Consider the following 16505-nt stretch of genomic DNA (forward strand, 5'->3'; position numbering starts at 1 on the left):
AACGATGGGGAATGAAGGCGTAATTGCTGTTGAAAAGGCGCTGGCTTTACTTGATTGCTTCCATCCCGGTAATGACAGCCTGACGCTGACTGAGCTGGCCCAGCTTTCGGGATATCACAAAACAACCGTGTATCGCCTGATGAATTCGCTTGAGCGTATGAATTACATCATCCGGCATGACGATGGCACCTATACGCTCGGCCATCGGCTGCTCTATCTCGGCAAGCTCTATGAACAATCTTTCCAGCTTGGCAGGATCGTGCAGCCGGAATTGCAGACGCTATCGCAGGCGTCCAGCGAAAGCGCGAGCTGGTACGTGATTGAGAGCGGACAGCGCCTGTGCCTGTTCCGCGCCGAAGCGTCGCACGGATTACGCCACAGCAACCTGCCCGGCAGCCAGTTCCCGCTGGATGGCTCCGCTATCAGCAAGGTTTTACGGCACTGGGGAATGGGCGAAGCGTTGCAGGAGGACGATTCAGCGCTGCCGTTTTACACCTCCGGCGCGCGCGATCCGCATACCTCGGCCTTCGCGATGCCGGTGTTTGGCGTCCACGATAAAATGATCGCGGCGCTGGCCCTGACCGGGCCGTCATCGCGTTTGACGGAAGATCGCAAAGAGAGCGGCATCCGCCAGCTGATGTATGAAACAGCCAACCGTCTGTCGCTCAAATTAGGGGCCAGCAAGCCCTTCTGCGAAGCGTTTTACGGCCTGAAGGAATGATCAAAAAAGGCGGGATAATCCCGCCTTTGCGCATTAATGGCTGACCTGTTTTTCCTGGCTGGCTGGCCGCGAATAACGGCGCCCCATTGCCAGCACCGCAATGCCCCCCGCCAGACACAGAGCTGCAAGCGGCAACATCGCCAGAGTATGACTTCCTGTCCGTTCATCAATAATGCCGTAGGCATTCACCATCACGGCACCGCCGATCAGGTTGGCGATCGCGCCAATTGCCGCCAGCCCTGCGGCGGCCGACGTGCTGCTCAGCCAGCCAGACGCCAGCGCCCAGAACGGCCCCTTCGCGGAATAAGCGCCAACCAGAATGGTGCTGAGGATGATAATGGTGGCCGGCAGCGAAAGATTAATAAACGCCGCGAAGACGCCCGCCGCAATCATAAACAGGGTCAATGCGGTGTGCCAGCGACGCTCGTTGGTGCGGTCCGAACTGCGCCCCCAGACGATCATCAGCACGGAGGCCAGGCCATAAGGTATGGCGTTAAGCAGGCCGGTGGTCAGGTTATCAAGATGGAAAGACTTCAGCAGCTGCGGCGACCAGACGCTAAGCGTGGTGCCGGCAGACGATGCGCCGGCGTAAATCAGCGCCATCAGCCAGATTTGGCGATGCTTTAACAGCTTCCACGTGCTGATGTGCCCGATATGTTTCTGCTGCTGGCGCTCTGACTCAAGCGTATTTTCCAGCCACGCTTTCTGCCGATCGCTCAGCCAGGCAGCCTGATGCGGGCGGTCGCGCAGGACGAAAAATGCCGCTATCCCCAACAGCACCGCCGGTAGCCCTTCAATAATAAACAACAAATGCCAGCCACGCAGGCCCAGCCAGCCGTCAAGCGTAAGGATCAGCCCTGAAAGCGGCGAGCCGATAAAGTTAGCCAGCGGAATGGCCACCATAAAGGAGGCAATGATGCGCGCACGGTAGCGCGACGGGATCCACCAGGTCAGATAAAGCACCACGCCCGGGAAAAAGCCCGCTTCGGCGGCACCCAGCAGGAAACGGACGATATACAGCGAGGTTGTATCCTGAACCAGCGCCATACACATTGATACCAGACCCCAGCTGATCATAATGCGCGGGAGCCACAGCCGTGCCCCTACTCTCTGCATCGCCAGGTTGCTGGGCACTTCAAAGATAAAATAGGCCACAAAATAGAGGCTGCTGGCGAACCCAAAAGCCGCCTTACTCAGGCCCAGATCCTGGTTCATCTGCAGCGCGGCCATACCAATATTGCCCCGGTCAATAATCGACACCAGGTAGCTCACTATGAGGAAAGGCAGAATGCGCCAGATAACCCGCCGCATGGTCTCTTTTTCCAGCGCGTCGTTATCGCTCGCGCAGTTCGTTAATTGATCGGTCATTGTTTCCTCGCAGGGTTTCATTATGTTTATCAGGAAAACGATGTAGAGATGAAATAAATGAGAGAACGCGATGCCCTGAGATTCGGATATCGTCAACCGCCTCACTGTTGTTGCACTGTGTACAACTAAGTTTTATTTTACAAAACTACTATAACGAGGCTGCGGCGTTTTTATCCAGTTAACGATTGGTTTAAATGATGTAAATAAGAGGTGAATCACAGATGTACGATGGTGTTAACGGTGGGAAAGATTTGGGCTGAATTTAAATGGCTTTATTTTCAATGGATTACAATGCTATCGCGATTCATTTTCACGATCGCCTGGCTGCCGCCAGCAACAAAACGTCATCGGTTGCTGGCGAACTCTGCCTCACGATCTCAGGTCGTCACCACCGAAACGCCCTTCTCCCGCACCGCCTTCACCCAGGCCGGATCGGTGTCGCGCTCAACCACTACGGTGTTGATAAGCGACAGGTCGCCAATGGCAAACGGCGATGCGGCGTTAATTTTCTCCGGCGAGGCCAGCACGATGGTTTCCGCCGCTCTGCCGGAAAATGCACGTTTGATGCACGCTTCTTCGTAATCGCCGGTGGTTAACCCGGCATCCGGGTGAATGCCGGTGACGCCCATAAAGAAAATATCGGCGTGGATGTTGTTGATACCTTCAATGGCCGCTGCGCCCACCGCCACAACCGAGTGTTTATATAACCGTCCGCCAATCAGGATAACCTCAATTGTCGGATGCTCGACCAGCCCAAGCGCGATGCCCGGGCTGTGGGTTACCACGGTAATGCGCAAATCCTGCGGTAAAAACGTCAGCAGTTCAGCGGTGGTCGTCCCGCCGTCCACGATCACCACCTGACCTTCGGAAATCAGCCGCGCCCCCGCGCGGGCCACGTTTTTCTTGGCGTCTGGCTTGACGGATTTACGTTCGGCAAAGGGAGCAACCGCCGATGAAGACGGCAGCGCGCCGCCGTGAACCCGCTGTAAACGCCCTTCTGCCGCCAGCTCGCGCAGGTCCCGGCGAATAGTGTCTTCGGATACGTCAAACTGCACGCTCAGCTCCCGGGAGAGAACCTGCCCCTGCGCGGCGAGCTTTTCAAGGATCAATTGCTTTCGTTGACTGGTCAGCATCTCGGTTTTCCTGATATTGCATGTTTTATCTTGAAAATGCACGAACATGCTGATTATGATAACAGCTCATCGTATGGAGAGACAATCATGCAGTGCAAACATGCAGAAATACGCATCATCGACAGCAAAACCCTTTCCGATAACTGGTACATCCTGAAGAAATACACCTTCGACCTGCAGCGCCATGACGGGGAATGGCAGCGTCAGGAGCGCGAAGTCTACGACCGGGGCAACGGCGCGACGATCCTGCTCTACAACCGCGAGAAAAAAACGGTCATTCTCACCCGCCAGTTCCGTTTCCCGGTGTTCGTCAACGGCCATAGCGGCTACCTTATTGAATCTGCGGCGGGCCTGCTGGACAACATGGATCCTGAGAGCCGCATCAGGGCCGAAGCGGAAGAGGAAACCGGCTTTCGCGTGTCGAGCGTCGAAAAGGTGTTCGAGGCCTACATGAGCCCGGGCTCGGTAACCGAAAAGCTCTATTTCTATCTGGCGGAATATCACCCGCGCGACCGGGCCGGTGAAGGCGGCGGAATCAAGGCGGAGGGGGAAGATATCGAAGTGCTGGAGATGACGCTTGAGGAGGCGCTACGCGGCATTGAAACCGGGCTTATCGTCGACGGTAAAACCATCATGCTGCTCTATCATGTTGCCCTGAAAGGCATTTTGTAACATCTGCCGTCAGATACCTGCCGCGGCGCAGGTATCTGCCTGTGCTATTCTTGCTGAATAATCGAACAGGAGATGCGCAAAATGGCCGACTGGAATCCATCGCTTTACCTGCAATACGGCGCCGAACGCACGCGCCCCGCCGCTGAGCTGCTCGCCAGAGTCCCGCTTGATGAGGTGTCGTCAATCGCCGATCTCGGCTGCGGGCCCGGCAACAGCACGGCGCTGTTAAAACACCGCTGGCCGTCGGCAGAGGTCACCGGCGTGGATAACTCCCCGGCCATGCTGGAAGAAGCCCGCGCCGCCCTGCCGGACTGTCACTTTGTTGAGTCCGACATCCGACAATTTAAGCCCTCGCAGCCGCTGGATCTTCTCTATGCCAACGCTTCGCTGCAGTGGGTTCCCGACCATTACGATTTACTGCCCCACCTGGTGTCGCTTCTGCGCTTAAGCGGCGTGCTGGCGATACAGATGCCGGACAACTGGCTGGAGCCGACGCACGTGGCGATGCGCGAGGTGGCCTATGAGCAAGGTTATCCGGATCGCGGGCGCGAGGCATTGCCGGGCGTTCATGCCTATTACGATATTTTGACCGACGCGGGATGCGACGTGGATATCTGGCGAACCACCTATTACCACAAGATGCGTTCCCACCAGGCCATTATCGACTGGGTGAGCGCAACGGGATTGCGTCCGTGGCTGCAGGAGTTAAACGAGAGTGAGCAGAAGAATTTTTTGAAGCGCTATCATCAGCTTCTGGAAGAGCAGTATCCGCTCCAGGAAAACGGGCAGATACTGCTGGCGTTTCCGCGACTGTTTATCGTCGCCAGACGTGAGCCGTAAGGCGTTTATCAGAACTGATAAACCACGCCTACCGCGACCACATCGTCGGTGTTGATCCCGGCTTCACGGGTGAATTTATCTTCATCGACGAGGTTAACCATATAATCAACAAATACGTTAATGTTCTTGTTTAAGTTATAGGTGGCGCCGAAATCAACATATTTGATCAGATCTTCATCGCCATAGGTATTTCCCGTGGCGGCTTTGCCCAGTTTTTTCCCTTTCAGCACGTCATAGGCGACAAAAGGTTGCAGGCCGAAATCAAATTGATATCCCGCGTAGAATTCCATGATTTGCGATTTATTCGCATAGCCGTATGCGCTGTCGCTGGAATGCGAACCAAAACGCGAGGCGTTATATGCCTGGGTGAACATAGCCGCCAGATAGATATTATTGGCATCATATTTAATTGCGCCGGAATAAGCTTCCGCGCGTTTACCCTGCCCCATAATACCGGCGGTATTATTCTGCTCATTTGAACGGTCGGCGCTCATCATGGATCCGGCAATACTAAAGCCTGCGCCAATATCGTAAGTCACGGACGCGCCAAAACCGTCGCCGTTTTGACGTAATACGTCACGCACGCCCGGCTCGCCGCCGCCGTCATTTTTACCCTGATATTGCAGCGCAAAATCAAGCCCTTCCACGGCGCCGAAGAAGTCCGTGTTGCGATAGGTCAGCAGGCCGTTGCTGCGGCTGAACATGAACTGGTCAGAGCCATAGGTCATGCCGTCGAACTCGGGCTGCATGTCGGTAAAGCCGAGCGAATCGTACAGCACGCCCTTGTTACGCCCATAGTCGATAGAGCCATAATCGTTGACCTTCAGGCCAGCGAACGCGTAGCGGGTGCGGGGATTATTTGATTCAGATTCCGCGCCGTTGGCGTTGATATGCATCTGCCACTGACCGTAGCCGACAACCTGGTCGTTAATTTGCGTTTCGCCGCGAAAGCCCAGGCGCATATAGGTCTGGTCGCCATCCCAGTCGCTGCTGCTATTATCTGAGAAATAATGCTCGGCGGAAACCAGGCCATACAGATCCAGCTTATTGCCGTCCTTATTATAAATTTCTGCTGCGTGCGCGGTTGTGCAGAGCAATGCTGCGCTAATGAGCATGCTCAGATGCGTAATTTTCATTTTATATATACCCTGTCATATGCATTTATTATATTTTCGCACCGCCTGAGGCAGTGGTCGGGCAATATAGTTACCATCCTTGTAAAAACATGTAAAACAAATAAATTATTAGCGCACAAATCGCAAAGAATGCATGAAATAAAGACACATTTTTAAAAGCACATATTGTGAAGGCGGGTCGTCTTAAAAAAAGATATTAAGACGACGCCGCCCGGGATTATGAACGGGCCTCTTTGAGAAGCTGCTGAATAACCTGCTCCTGCTTGCCGTAATTCCCCTCGCCAAAGGAGGTGTAGCGCAATTGTCCTTTGGTATCAAAGTAATAATGCGCTGGCCAGTACTGGTTGCCGAACGCATTCCAGATTTGATAGTTGTTATCCGCCACCACGCGGTACGGAAGTTGCCACTTGTTGACCGCATCCTTCACCGAGGAGAGCGGTTTTTCCCACGGGTATTCCGGCGTGTGCACGCCGATGACCACCAGTCCCTGCGATGCGTATTTGTTCGCCCACTCGCGCACGTACGGCAGCGTGTGCTGGCAGTTGATGCAGTCCCACGTCCAGAAATCAATCAGCACCACTTTGCCCTTCAGTGATTCCGGCGTGACAGGGTCACCGTTTATCCATCCGGTGCCGCCGCTCAGCGAAGGGAGCTGGCTGCTCGGCACCTGCTCGACGGCGGGCTGCAGCTTCACGGGCGAGGGTTTCGCCAGGCTGAGCAGGGAGTGCTCCAGCCTGTCCGCCACGCCGTTCGCCCCTTGCAGCGCGGAGGTGAGCCCGGTCGCGCTAAAGACCACGGCGGCCAGCATTACCGCGCCCGCGCCCTGACGCAGCCGCGCCATAAGCGCGGATTTTGCCCGCAGCGGCGCCATCAGCTTGCGCCCTCCCACGCCGAGTAGCCCCAGCATCGCGGCGCATCCGGCGCCGTAGGCCGCCAGCAGCGCGCCCGTGGTAAACGCCGAATGCCCGGCAATATTCAGACTGAAAATTGCGCCCAGGATCGGCCCGGCGCAGGGTGACCAGAGCAACCCGACCGCCAGCCCCGCCAGAAACGCGGCGGGCATCCCGCGCATCCCGATGCTGCGCTGGTTCAGCAGATTACCGGCCCTGACCGCAGGCCCGGCGATTCGCTGCGCGACGTTCGGGAAGATCAGCCCCAGCGCCGCGGCGGCAAGAATAACCAGCGCGGCCCAGCGGCCAATCTGGGTGGCGCTTACAATCCATTCCCCTGCGGCGGTAACCAGCATCGCCACCAGGGTAAACATCACGATCATCCCGGCAAAAAGCGCGAGCATATGGCGGCGCTGCCCCTGAAATCCGGCAAACAGCAGCGGAATAACGGGCAGCGTACAGGGGCTAAGCAGGCTCACCATCCCGCCGAGAAAAGCGATTATCAGAAACATAATGACCTCACATGACTAAGTCTCTGCGACGTTGCAGTGAGGTCATTTCAGCGTGCGGATGTGTTGGGGATGTGTGCTAAAAGACGGGATTTGTCAGGCTCTGTATCGCACGTCCTGCCGGATACAAAGCCGTACAATTAGCCGCGGGGCAAGGTGATCGTGACCTCCAGCCCGCCTGCCGGGCGGTTGGCGAGTTGCAGCGTGCCGTTAAGCTGCGCGGTGAGCTGGGCGGCAATCGCCAGCCCCAGTCCCGTGCCGCCGGTATCGCGGTTGCGCGACGTTTCAACCCGGTAAAACGGCTGCAGAACCGCCTCAAGTTCAGCCTCCGGAATGCCCGGCCCGCTATCGATGATGCGAATAGCGACGTGCTTTTCATCCGGCTGGTGAACCTCAACCGCCGCCGTATCGCCATACTTCAGGGCGTTATCCAGCAGGTTGGTCATGACGCGGCGCAGCGCCTGCGGGCGCGTGGTGAGCGGCAGGCGCGTACCGGATGCCTGAAACTGCACGTTTTTACCGATATCCTGATAATCGCAGACGATGCTGTTTATCCAGGCGTTCAGCTCCAGCTTTAGCGACGTTTCCTCCAGGGGTTCTGATGACCGGGCATAGGCTATGCCCTCCCGCACCAGACGCGACATCGCGTCTAAATCATTCAGCAGCTTATCGCGCAGCGCCGGCTGCTCCGCCATTTCTACCCGCAGCTTCATGCGGGTGATGGGGGTTTGTAAATCGTGAGAAATAGAGGCCAGAATTTGCGTCCGCTCGCGCAGGTGGGTCTGAATACGCGACTGCATGGCGTTAAAGGCGTGCGCGGCGCGGTGAACTTCCACCGGCCCCCGCTCGGCCATCGGCGTGTTCGCCGCCGGGTCGAGCGTATCAACCGCGCGGGTGAAGCGCGACAGCGGCTGCACCACCTGACGCACCGCTATCCACGAACAGAGGGCGACCAGCAGCAGCTGGAGAAGAAGCACTATCGGCAGCCAGCTGGCAACGGGCGGCATCCGCGGGATCAGGTCGATCGTGAGCGGGGATCCGTCGCGCAGGGTCAGGTGCGCCTGTATATGGGAAATCGGCCCCGCAACGGCGGTAAACCGCAGCGGATACTGTCCCTCAAGCGTGGCCTTGAGCGTGCGGATTGCGTCCTGCGAGCGTTTGTCCTGCGGAGCCGCGCCCGGTTCACCGTTGCTGAGGATATAGCGGTAATTACCGCGATCGAGCCGGGGAAGCCAGGCCTGGCGCTCGCTGGCCGGGAGCCTGTCGAGGATCGCCACGCTGGTGGCTACGTCGTTTTCCAGATTGCCGAGCATCACCGCGCGGGCGCTGCGCATCCGCTCGTACATGACCAGCGTCAGGCTGAGGGCGTTCGCCAGCAGCAGGCCGATAAACACGATGACCAGCAGACGCGCAAGCAGCGAGCGCGGCCAGAGCCTCATTCATTGGCCTCGACGATGGTGACCGGCATGGTAAAGACGTAGCCTTCGCTGCGCACGGTTTTGATATACGCCGGGCTGCGCGCGTCTTCGTTCAGACGCTGGCGCACGCGGCTGACCAGCAGATCGATAGAGCGTTCAAACAGCTCGGCGTCGCGTCCCTGGGTCAGGTTCAGCAGCTGATCTCGCGTAAGCACGCGCTGGGGATGATCGACAAAGACGCGCAAAAGCCGGTATTCCGCCCCGCTGAGCGCCACCACCATGCCCTCGCCGTCAATCAAGTGCCGGGCGACGGTATCGAGCTGCCAGTCGCCGAAAACAACGAGCCGCCCTGCTTCTGTCACCTGCAGGTTCGGCGGCATGGTGCGAAAGCGGCGCAGAATGGCTTTGATTCGCGCCAGCAGCTCCCGGGCCACGAAGGGTTTCACCAGGTAATCATCCGCGCCCATCTCCAGCCCGAGGATCCGGTCGGTATCTTCGCTGCGCGCGGTGAGCATTAAAATCGGCAGATCTTTATGCTTACCGCTGCGCAGCTGGCGGCAGAGCGTGAGCCCGTCGTCGCCGGGCATCATCACGTCCAGCACCACCAAATCGACGTGCTGTTTCTCCAGCACCATGCGCATCTCTTTGCCGTTGGCGGCGCCAGAGGCGTGGTAACCGGATTTCACCAGATAGTCGACCACTAACTCGCGAATATCCCTGTCGTCATCGACGACAAGGATATGATCAATATGCTCCACCGCACGCTCCTGAAAGAGGGATAACGTATTGAAAATAGCACATATCAGAGCTTATCCGCGTCCACCACCGCCTTGACGAAATCCAGCGGCGCTTCCTGCGGCGGGTTATGCCCTACGGTTGCGCCAAAGGTGCGGTGCTCGTATTTGCCGGTAAATTTCGCGGCGTAGGCTTCAGGCGCCGGATGCGGCGCGCCGTTGTTGCCGCCTTCGATGGTGATGGTCGGCACGCTGATGGTCGGCAGCGTCGCCAGCTTTTGCTCGTAGCGATCGTATTTGCGTTCACCTTTTTCCAGGCCTAAACGCCAGCGGTAGTTGCTGAGGGTGACCGCAACATGGTCCGGGTTATCCAGCGACCTGGCGCTGGCGTTGAAGGTTTCATCGCTGAATTTCCAGTCCGGAGAGGCCTGCGTCCAGATCAGGCGGGCGAAATCATGGGTGTTTTTCGCGTAGCCCTGCGCGCCGCGCGCCGTGGCAAAGTAGAACTGATACCACCACTGCTGCTCCGCTTTCGGCGGCAGCGGCTGTTTGCCCAGTGCCTGGCTGCCTATCAGATATCCGCTGACCGAGACCAGCGACTTCACGCGCTCCGGCCACAGCGCCGCGACGATATCCGCCGTGCGGGCGCCCCAGTCGTATCCGGCAAAATCGGCCCGTTTGATGTTCAGCGCGTCCATCAGGTTCACAATATCTTTTGCCAGCGCCGACGGCTGGCCGTTGCGCGGGGTTTTCGCGGAGAGAAAGCGCGTGGTGCCGTAGCCGCGCAGGGACGGAACAATCACTCGGTAGCCCTTCGCCGCCAGCGCGGGGGCGACTTCCGCATAGCTGTGAATGTCGTACGGCCAGCCGTGCAGCAGGATAACGGGTTGACCGTCTTTCGGGCCGATATCGACATAGCCGACGTTGAGATCGCCGGCGTTAATCTGGTGGATCTGATTGAATGCCGCCGCGAAATCCTGCCCTGCGGCTTCAGCCTGACAGGACATCACGGTGCCGAGAGAAACGGTTAACGCCAGGGCTGAGTAAGCGAGTTTATTAAACATGTTGGTATCTCCGGTTGAGGTCAATTTACGGGTCTATACCAACACGCTTTTGTATGGCGGATATGTTCGAATGCGGCCATTTTGCAAGCCAATGTATGTATCGCGGGTTCAGATACAGTGTGATACAAACACAGGCTATTTTCAGGCGGGGTTAGAGCGAAATACGGTAGCGAACGTAGTCATCGGCTTCGCCGAAGCGATCGTAGAGTTTGCGCGCCGGGTTATTTTCCCGCGTGACCCAGTAGAGTTTTGACCACCCTTCGCGCTTGCCTTCCTCCATCAGCGCCGCGATCAGCGCCTGTCCGGTGCCCGCACCGCGAACGTTTTCATCGACGAAAAGATCTTCAAGATAGCAAATGGGCGCCGTCGACCAGGTGCCGTCGTGCAGTATGCAGAGCGCGAAGCCAATCACGCGCCCCTCGCTTTCTGCCACCCGGCAGAACATCGCAGAGTCGGGATTTAGCGCCCTTTCCCAAGTTGCAGCGGTAACCGACTCGTCGAGCACGCAGTCATAAAACCGCGTGTAACCGTCCCAGAGCGGACGCCACTGGGCATAATCATCCTCACGTAATGCTCTTACTGTGACTGCCATATTTCCCTCACGTTACAGATCTAAATACATATCGAAACAGCGCAGCTCGGCGCGGGCCATCCGCGAGAAGTGGACATTCTCCCCACTCGTGATAAAGCCCTGCTTTTGGTAAAACGTATGGGCGTTAGGCGTTGAAGAGAGCGTGATGCGCGTGATGCCGCGGACTTTGGCCTCGGCTTTCAGGGCGTTGATAATTTGTTTCGCCAGCCCTTTTCCCGACGCGGCGGGCACGGTGAAAATCGCTTCGAGGCTGTGGGTGTTCAGATCGAGATAGCCCGTCGCGGCGATGTCGCCCTTTTCGTCTTCCACAACGTAAAACGGGTTCTCCTTCACCATTTGCCGATAGGCTTCAGGCATCGAGTCGGGCGTCCAGCGGGCGATGACGTCCGCGTCATAGCTGGTTTTGCAGCCGGAGCGAATCGCCTGATTGCGAACGTCCCAGAGTATTTCGGCCTCTTGCGGTTTTGCCTGTCTCAGCGTCATGGCTACCTCTTTTTGTAGTGAAGGAATTACGGCGCACCGGTCCTGATTGTGATAATCATGAAAATACCAGAAGGCAAACAAAAGCATAACGCTTAAATAAGGAGATCTGCCGATGCCCACTCCCACGTTAACCACCGAACGTTTGCTGCTTACGCCGCTCACCCCTGCAGATGCCCCGCAGATCCAAAAGCTGTATCCGCGCTGGGAGATTGTTCGCTATATGGTGGCGACGGTTCCCTGGCCCTACCCGGACAACGGCGCAGAACATTACGTGAATAACGTGGCGCTGCCGGATGTGGAAAAAGGGGTTGCCTGGTTCTGGACGATACGCCGCCGTGAAGCGCCGGACGATCTTATCGGGCTTATCTGCCTGTACGACGTGGAGGATAACAACCGGGGATTCTGGCTGGCGCCGGCATGGCAGGGAAAAGGTTATATGCGCGAAGCCAGCATTGCCGCAACGGACTTCTGGTTTAACACCCTAAACAAACCGGTGCTGCGGGCGCCAAAAGCGGCAGACAATACCCGCTCTCAGCGCATCTCATCCAGCAGCGGCATGAGGTTAATCAGGACGGAAAAGAAAGCCTACGTCAGCGGCCTGCTCGACTCCGAACTTTGGGAGATCACCCGCGAGGAGTGGAACGCCCGTCAGGTCAGCTGATAGTGCCTGTCCGGCGTCACCCGCTCCGGGAGATCCTGTTCGTCGTTCATTTGCAGGAGGTCGCGCTCCATGGCGTTGCAGATGGCGTCCAGCGGCAGGTCGTTGTCCTCGGTGCCGAACGGATCTTCAAGCTCTTCGGCCAGCGTATCCAGGGAAATAAAGGTGTAGGAAATCAGCGCCGACACGAACGGGGTCATGTAGTGCAGATCGGTCACCAGCGCGAACGGCAGCATAATGCAGAACAGGTAGACCGTGCGGTGCAAAATCAGCGTGTAGGCAAACGGGACGGGCGTGGTGGCAATACGCTCGCAGCCCGACAGCACGACCGACATGTCGTTCAGACGGTTATTCAGGCTGTGAAACAGGATATCGGAAAGCTGCCCTTCCCGGCGTCTGACGGCAAGCCACTCCCCCATGATCAGCAGAATGCGGTTGGCGGGCGAATTTGACGCCATCACCTTGCGCAGATCGTCAGCTGGCAAATACTCCGCCAGCTTTTGCTCCATCGGCACGCGGCGCAGCGTCATGCGCAGGCAGTGGGCGAAGGCAATTTGCAAACGCACAAACTCGCCGAGGTGCGGATCGTCAGGCAAGGTGTTTTTTACCTCGCGAAACAGCGAGCGTGCCGCTATCATCAGCTGTCCCCAAAGCTGGCGAGCTTCGACGTAGCGCGAATAGCAGGCGTTATTTCTGAAACCGAGGAATATCGCGATCGCCACGCCCAGAATGCTGAACGGCGCGACGGTAAATTTGATGCCGAGCGACGTGTACCACGGCAGCATCAGGATAACGGCGATAGAAAGCAGGAAGTTAAGCAGCAGTCGGGTGTAAATCTTTGGCAGCACCGAACCGTGCCAGACGAAAATAAGCTGTAGCCAGTGCTGTTTAGGGCGAACGATCATAGTCAGTGTCATAAAGGGAAAGCGCGCGGGTATTAAACGTGATCCCTCTCACAGTTGCAAGCTTGTTAACGGAACATTGCTTTTTCTGACCTGTTGAGCCTAAACCGCACGGTGCCGAAGACCTCTTTTTAAAAAAAGAGCACATAGTATGTTGTAACTAATGAGTTTCTAAAAAACAGGGGAAGGCCCTTTCAGGCCGTTCCCCGACGTGCGTTAGCAGAGCGGTGTTACCGCATCGCGCATCCCTTTTTGCATAATCGCATCCAGATCGCGCGCAACCTGTTGTACCAATCCGTCAACCTGAGTCAGATCTTGCTCCCAGTGCTCGGTTACGCTCAGAACGGCGGTCACCAGTTCGGTTGTAGTGATTTGCTTGTCGTGATGCTGCGTCCACAGCTGCTGATAGCGTTCGAGCCAGTGCGCGTTGTCCTGCACCGGATAGCTTTCCCCGTTACGCTCCCCGCGGTAGAAGGCAATCAGCGCCGCCAGCGCAAAGGTCAGGCGGGCCGGCAGTTTACCCGTTGCCTTCTGCCCTGCCAGCAGCTGCGGCAGGATACGCGTGCGGAACTTGGTCATGCCGTTAAGCGCAATCGACAGCAGCTGGTGCTTGATGTACGGATTGCGGAAGCGCCCGGTTACCGCGCTGGCAAAGGATTCCAGCTCGTCGCGCGGCAGATCCAGCACCGGGATAATCTCGTCGTAAATCGCTTTTTCCACAAACGCGCACACCTGGGCGTCGTTCATGGCTTCGCCCACGGTATCGAGCCCCGCCTGGAACGCCACCGGCACCAGCGCCGTGTGCGCCCCGTTCAGGATGGCAACCTTGCGCTCTTTGTACGGCTTGATGTCGTCGACAATCAGCACGTTGAGCGGGAATTTATCCAGGCGCAGCTCGCTGGCCAGGGATTTTGGCCCCTGAATCACAAACAGATAGAAGTGTTCGGCGGTATCGAGGAAGCCGTCGTGATAGCCCAGCTCCGCTTCCAGCGCGGCCACTTCATCGCGCGGATATCCGGTGACGATACGGTCGACCAGCGTTGAACAGAAGCTGTTCGCCTCGTTCAGCCACTGGATAAAGGCCGCCGGAAGCGCCCACTCCTGCGCGTAACGCAGCACCAGCTCGCGCAGCGCTTCGCCGTTGTAATCAATCAGCTCACACGGAATGACGATCCAGCCTTTATCCGCTGCGCCGTTAAAGTGGGTGTAACGCTCGAACAGCAGACGGGTCAGCTTCGCCGGGTAGCTTACCGCCGGCGCATCGTCGAATTTGTCGCCCGCGTGGTAGCTGATGCCCGCTTCGGTGGTGTTGGAGAAGACAAAGCGCATGTCCGGATTGTGTGCCAGCGCCAGGAACGCGTCGTACTGGTCGTAAACGCTGATTTCACGGTTAACGGAGCGGATAAGACGCGCATCGCTCACCGCGTCACCCTGCTCGTTGAGGCCGCGAATAACGGTGGTGTAGAGGCCATCCTGCGTGCTCAGCGACGGCGGGAAATCGCTCTTGATCGGGCGTACAATCACCACGCCGGCGTTCAGGTCGGTATGTTCGTTCAGCAGGTCGATTTGCCAGTCTACGAACGCCCGTAAAAAGTTGCCTTCACCAAACTGGATGATACGTTCTGGGTAGAGAGCTCCGGGGAAATCACGACGGTTGAGTGTGTTCACAATGGGGTCCTTTTATGATTAGTCATACAGCCTGATAAGATTGGTGTAATAACTTATCAAAACTTTTCGACCAAGACCCCTGTTTTGATCAATTCATAACGTCATTGTGAAAAGAAATCACAGGAACTTATAGAACACCGACGTGGCCGTCATTTCGCCGTCGGGCATCAGGGCGTAGCGCGGGATCTCGCCCACCTTTTGCCAGCCCGCGCGCTGGTAGAACACCTCCGCGCCGCTGCCGGTGGACGTATCCAGAACCAGCACCGATTTCCCCTGCCTGCGCGCTTGCGCCTCCAGCGCTTCCATAAGCGCCATCGCGGCGCCTTTGCGCCGGGCTTTATCATGCACCAGAAGCTTGGCGACGTCCGCGCGGTGCGGCTGGTTTTCTGGCTGGTCGGTAATGAGCTGAACGGTGCCAATGATTTCGCCGCGCTCGTCGCGACAGGCCAGCACAGTGCGCTCCTGGCGCCCCGCGCTTTCAGCGATGTTCAGCCAGAACGCGCGGGCCTTCTCGTGCGAGTAAGGCAGCATAAAGCTCACGGACGCGCCGCCGTTGACGCAGTTTTCGAGAATGTCGGCCAGCGCGTCAACGTGGGTGAGGATCTCTTCCCGGGAGAGAGTGTGTATGTGCAGTGAGGGGGTCATGGTTTGTCCTTATGTGGTATCCCCCTTACTTTGCGATTAACAATTATTTAACGCAATATCGATAGCGATAGGTTTTTTGTATGTTAACGGGACGCACCGTGCTCCCGCTTCATGGCGTACATCTTCTCATCGGCCTCTTTCTGCCACTGCTGCAGATCGTTCTGAGCGTGGTCGAACTCGCTGACACCCCATGAAAACTGCAAAGCCCACGGGTGAAGCCTGCGGTCGTTGTATAGCGCGACCTGCTCGCTCAGATAGTGCATGGCGATCCACGCCCCCTTCTCATCCGTATCGGCAAACAGCACCGCGAACTCGTCGCCGCCGAAGCGCACCAGCAGGTCGGCCTCGCGGAAGGAGGCCCGCATCAGGTCGGCCATCGCTTTCAGGGCTTTATCGCCCTCGTCGTGGCCCCAGGTGTCGTTGATAAGCTTGAACTTGTCGAGATCGATCCAGCCCAGGGTCAGCGGCTCGGCGCGGCGCCGGGCAACGGACAGGGCGAAGTTCACAAACTGATTAAAGCCGCGCCGGTTAAACAGCCCCGTCAGCTCGTCGGTTGTCGCGGCGCTAACGGCGGCGAATTCGTCCTCCACCAGCGCGCCAAGATCGCTTAACACCGACAGATCCGCCGCCGTGAATTCACGCGGTGAATAATCGATAAGACACAGGGAGCCCACGCTTGCGCCATCGCGCAAGCGCAGCGGCATCCCGGCGTAGAACCGAATGCCCGGCTGCCCGGTTACCAGCGGGTTATCGACAAAGCGATCGTCCTGCCGGGTGTCGGAGATCACCAGCGGAGCGGCATTCAAAATGGTGTGGCCGCAAAACGAGATATTGCGCGGATAGGTGCTGCTGGCCTCGCCGTCAATCGACCGCGCGATCAGCTCGTGCTCCTCCACCACGTTGACCATGGCGAGAGGAACCTGAAAAAAGCGCTTCGCCAGCCGGGTGAGTCGGTCAAAAGCCGCTGAACTGTCGATGTCGAGCAGCCCGGACTCGCGCAGAGAGTTGAGTCGATCCGTTTCATTTGCAGGGATGTCAGGTGCTTTCATGCTGTCTCCAGAGGCGTCTTGGT

The 16505-nt window shown here is 57.6% G+C and carries 17 protein-coding genes; 4 read left to right on the forward strand and 13 right to left on the reverse strand.

Going from position 1 to position 16505, the window contains the following annotated elements:
* Window positions 1–4: 4 nt before the first annotated feature.
* Window positions 5–721 (forward strand): IclR family transcriptional regulator, encoded by a 717-nt coding sequence (locus tag AB6V08_RS13060; protein WP_368543197.1) that lies wholly within the window; start codon window positions 5–7, stop codon window positions 719–721.
* Window positions 722–754: 33 nt separating this feature from the next.
* Here AB6V08_RS13060 and AB6V08_RS13065 read toward each other — a convergent pair whose 3' ends face one another.
* Together AB6V08_RS13065 and AB6V08_RS13070 are read right to left on the reverse strand one after the other, a co-directional pair.
* The gene (locus tag AB6V08_RS13065; protein WP_368543199.1) at window positions 755–2089 is read right to left on the reverse strand and encodes an MFS transporter; all 1335 of its coding nucleotides are present in this window, start codon (window positions 2087–2089) and stop codon (window positions 755–757) included.
* Between the two features lie 377 nt (window positions 2090–2466).
* A complete protein-coding gene (locus AB6V08_RS13070) occupies window positions 2467–3222 on the reverse strand; it encodes a DeoR/GlpR family DNA-binding transcription regulator (RefSeq protein ID WP_368543201.1) in 756 nt (251 codons plus the stop codon).
* 87 nt (window positions 3223–3309) lie between these two features.
* Here AB6V08_RS13070 and AB6V08_RS13075 point away from each other — a divergent pair, with 87 nt between their 5' ends.
* Complete coding sequence (locus AB6V08_RS13075; protein WP_368543203.1) at window positions 3310–3894, forward strand: NUDIX domain-containing protein; 585 nt, start codon at window positions 3310–3312, stop codon at window positions 3892–3894.
* Window positions 3895–3975: 81 nt separating this feature from the next.
* Complete coding sequence (tam, locus tag AB6V08_RS13080) at window positions 3976–4734, forward strand: trans-aconitate 2-methyltransferase (RefSeq protein WP_368543206.1); 759 nt, start codon at window positions 3976–3978, stop codon at window positions 4732–4734.
* Between the two features lie 8 nt (window positions 4735–4742).
* Here tam and ompC read toward each other — a convergent pair whose 3' ends face one another.
* The 7 genes from ompC to AB6V08_RS13115 form a co-directional block, all read right to left on the reverse strand.
* Complete coding sequence (gene ompC / locus AB6V08_RS13085; RefSeq protein WP_368543208.1) at window positions 4743–5870, reverse strand: porin OmpC; 1128 nt, start codon at window positions 5868–5870, stop codon at window positions 4743–4745.
* 217 nt (window positions 5871–6087) lie between these two features.
* Window positions 6088–7272, reverse strand: coding sequence for a cytochrome c biogenesis protein/redoxin (locus AB6V08_RS13090; protein WP_368543212.1), 1185 nt, complete (start codon window positions 7270–7272; stop codon window positions 6088–6090).
* Between the two features lie 137 nt (window positions 7273–7409).
* A complete protein-coding gene (locus AB6V08_RS13095; protein ID WP_368543215.1) occupies window positions 7410–8708 on the reverse strand; it encodes an ATP-binding protein in 1299 nt (432 codons plus the stop codon).
* Entirely contained in the window at window positions 8705–9445 is a 741-nt protein-coding gene (locus AB6V08_RS13100; protein ID WP_368543217.1) for a response regulator, read from the reverse strand. Before AB6V08_RS13100 ends, AB6V08_RS13095 begins: the two co-directional genes overlap by 4 nt.
* 44 nt (window positions 9446–9489) lie before the next feature.
* Window positions 9490–10485, reverse strand: coding sequence for an alpha/beta fold hydrolase (locus tag AB6V08_RS13105; RefSeq protein WP_368543221.1), 996 nt, complete (start codon window positions 10483–10485; stop codon window positions 9490–9492).
* A gap of 151 nt (window positions 10486–10636) precedes the next feature.
* Entirely contained in the window at window positions 10637–11077 is a 441-nt protein-coding gene (locus AB6V08_RS13110) for an N-acetyltransferase family protein (protein WP_368543224.1), read from the reverse strand.
* Window positions 11078–11089: 12 nt separating this feature from the next.
* The gene (locus tag AB6V08_RS13115; protein ID WP_368543226.1) at window positions 11090–11560 is read right to left on the reverse strand and encodes an N-acetyltransferase family protein; all 471 of its coding nucleotides are present in this window, start codon (window positions 11558–11560) and stop codon (window positions 11090–11092) included.
* 112 nt (window positions 11561–11672) lie between these two features.
* On the opposite strand from AB6V08_RS13115, the gene AB6V08_RS13120 reads away from it, so the two are divergent.
* On the forward strand, window positions 11673–12221 hold the full coding sequence (locus AB6V08_RS13120) for a GNAT family N-acetyltransferase (protein ID WP_368543228.1): 549 nt from the start codon (window positions 11673–11675) through the stop codon (window positions 12219–12221).
* Here AB6V08_RS13120 and AB6V08_RS13125 read toward each other — a convergent pair.
* From AB6V08_RS13125 to AB6V08_RS13140, 4 genes are all read right to left on the reverse strand, one after another.
* Window positions 12209–13123 (reverse strand): bestrophin family protein, encoded by a 915-nt coding sequence (locus AB6V08_RS13125; RefSeq protein ID WP_368543379.1) that lies wholly within the window; start codon window positions 13121–13123, stop codon window positions 12209–12211. The genes AB6V08_RS13120 and AB6V08_RS13125 overlap by 13 nt on opposite strands.
* Window positions 13124–13336: 213 nt before the next feature.
* Window positions 13337–14788, reverse strand: a complete 1452-nt coding sequence (locus AB6V08_RS13130; RefSeq protein ID WP_368543230.1) for a tagaturonate reductase — start codon at window positions 14786–14788, stop codon at window positions 13337–13339.
* A gap of 117 nt (window positions 14789–14905) precedes the next feature.
* A complete protein-coding gene (locus tag AB6V08_RS13135) occupies window positions 14906–15433 on the reverse strand; it encodes an N-acetyltransferase family protein (RefSeq protein WP_368543232.1) in 528 nt (175 codons plus the stop codon).
* 83 nt (window positions 15434–15516) lie between these two features.
* Window positions 15517–16482 carry a sensor domain-containing diguanylate cyclase gene (locus tag AB6V08_RS13140; protein WP_368543234.1) on the reverse strand — a complete coding sequence of 322 codons (966 nt, stop codon included), beginning with the start codon at window positions 16480–16482 and terminating at the stop codon, window positions 15517–15519.
* Window positions 16483–16505: the final 23 nt, after the last annotated feature.

Origin of the sequence: Enterobacter soli (assembly GCF_964208575.1) — a bacterium.
Taxonomy (GTDB): Bacteria; Pseudomonadota; Gammaproteobacteria; order Enterobacterales; family Enterobacteriaceae; genus Enterobacter; species Enterobacter soli_A.

Bases quoted from the DNA above. Each gene is read 5' to 3' on its own strand.
- AB6V08_RS13110 (WP_368543224.1), bottom strand. From the start codon at position 11,077: ATGGCAGTCACAGTAAGAGCATTACGTGAGGATGATTATGCCCAGTGG.
- AB6V08_RS13095 (WP_368543215.1), bottom strand. From the start codon at position 8,708: ATGAGGCTCTGGCCGCGCTCGCTGCTTGCGCGTCTGCTGGTCATCGTG.
- AB6V08_RS13140 (WP_368543234.1), bottom strand. From the start codon at position 16,482: ATGAAAGCACCTGACATCCCTGCAAATGAAACGGATCGACTCAACTCT.
- AB6V08_RS13060 (WP_368543197.1), top strand. From the start codon at position 5: ATGGGGAATGAAGGCGTAATTGCTGTTGAAAAGGCGCTGGCTTTACTT.
- ompC (WP_368543208.1), bottom strand. From the start codon at position 5,870: ATGAAAATTACGCATCTGAGCATGCTCATTAGCGCAGCATTGCTCTGC.
- AB6V08_RS13075 (WP_368543203.1), top strand. From the start codon at position 3,310: ATGCAGTGCAAACATGCAGAAATACGCATCATCGACAGCAAAACCCTT.
- AB6V08_RS13135 (WP_368543232.1), bottom strand. From the start codon at position 15,433: ATGACCCCCTCACTGCACATACACACTCTCTCCCGGGAAGAGATCCTC.
- AB6V08_RS13115 (WP_368543226.1), bottom strand. From the start codon at position 11,560: ATGACGCTGAGACAGGCAAAACCGCAAGAGGCCGAAATACTCTGGGAC.
- AB6V08_RS13065 (WP_368543199.1), bottom strand. From the start codon at position 2,089: ATGACCGATCAATTAACGAACTGCGCGAGCGATAACGACGCGCTGGAA.
- AB6V08_RS13105 (WP_368543221.1), bottom strand. From the start codon at position 10,485: ATGTTTAATAAACTCGCTTACTCAGCCCTGGCGTTAACCGTTTCTCTC.
- AB6V08_RS13070 (WP_368543201.1), bottom strand. From the start codon at position 3,222: ATGCTGACCAGTCAACGAAAGCAATTGATCCTTGAAAAGCTCGCCGCG.
- AB6V08_RS13125 (WP_368543379.1), bottom strand. From the start codon at position 13,123: ATGATCGTTCGCCCTAAACAGCACTGGCTACAGCTTATTTTCGTCTGG.
- AB6V08_RS13120 (WP_368543228.1), top strand. From the start codon at position 11,673: ATGCCCACTCCCACGTTAACCACCGAACGTTTGCTGCTTACGCCGCTC.
- AB6V08_RS13090 (WP_368543212.1), bottom strand. From the start codon at position 7,272: ATGTTTCTGATAATCGCTTTTCTCGGCGGGATGGTGAGCCTGCTTAGC.
- tam (WP_368543206.1), top strand. From the start codon at position 3,976: ATGGCCGACTGGAATCCATCGCTTTACCTGCAATACGGCGCCGAACGC.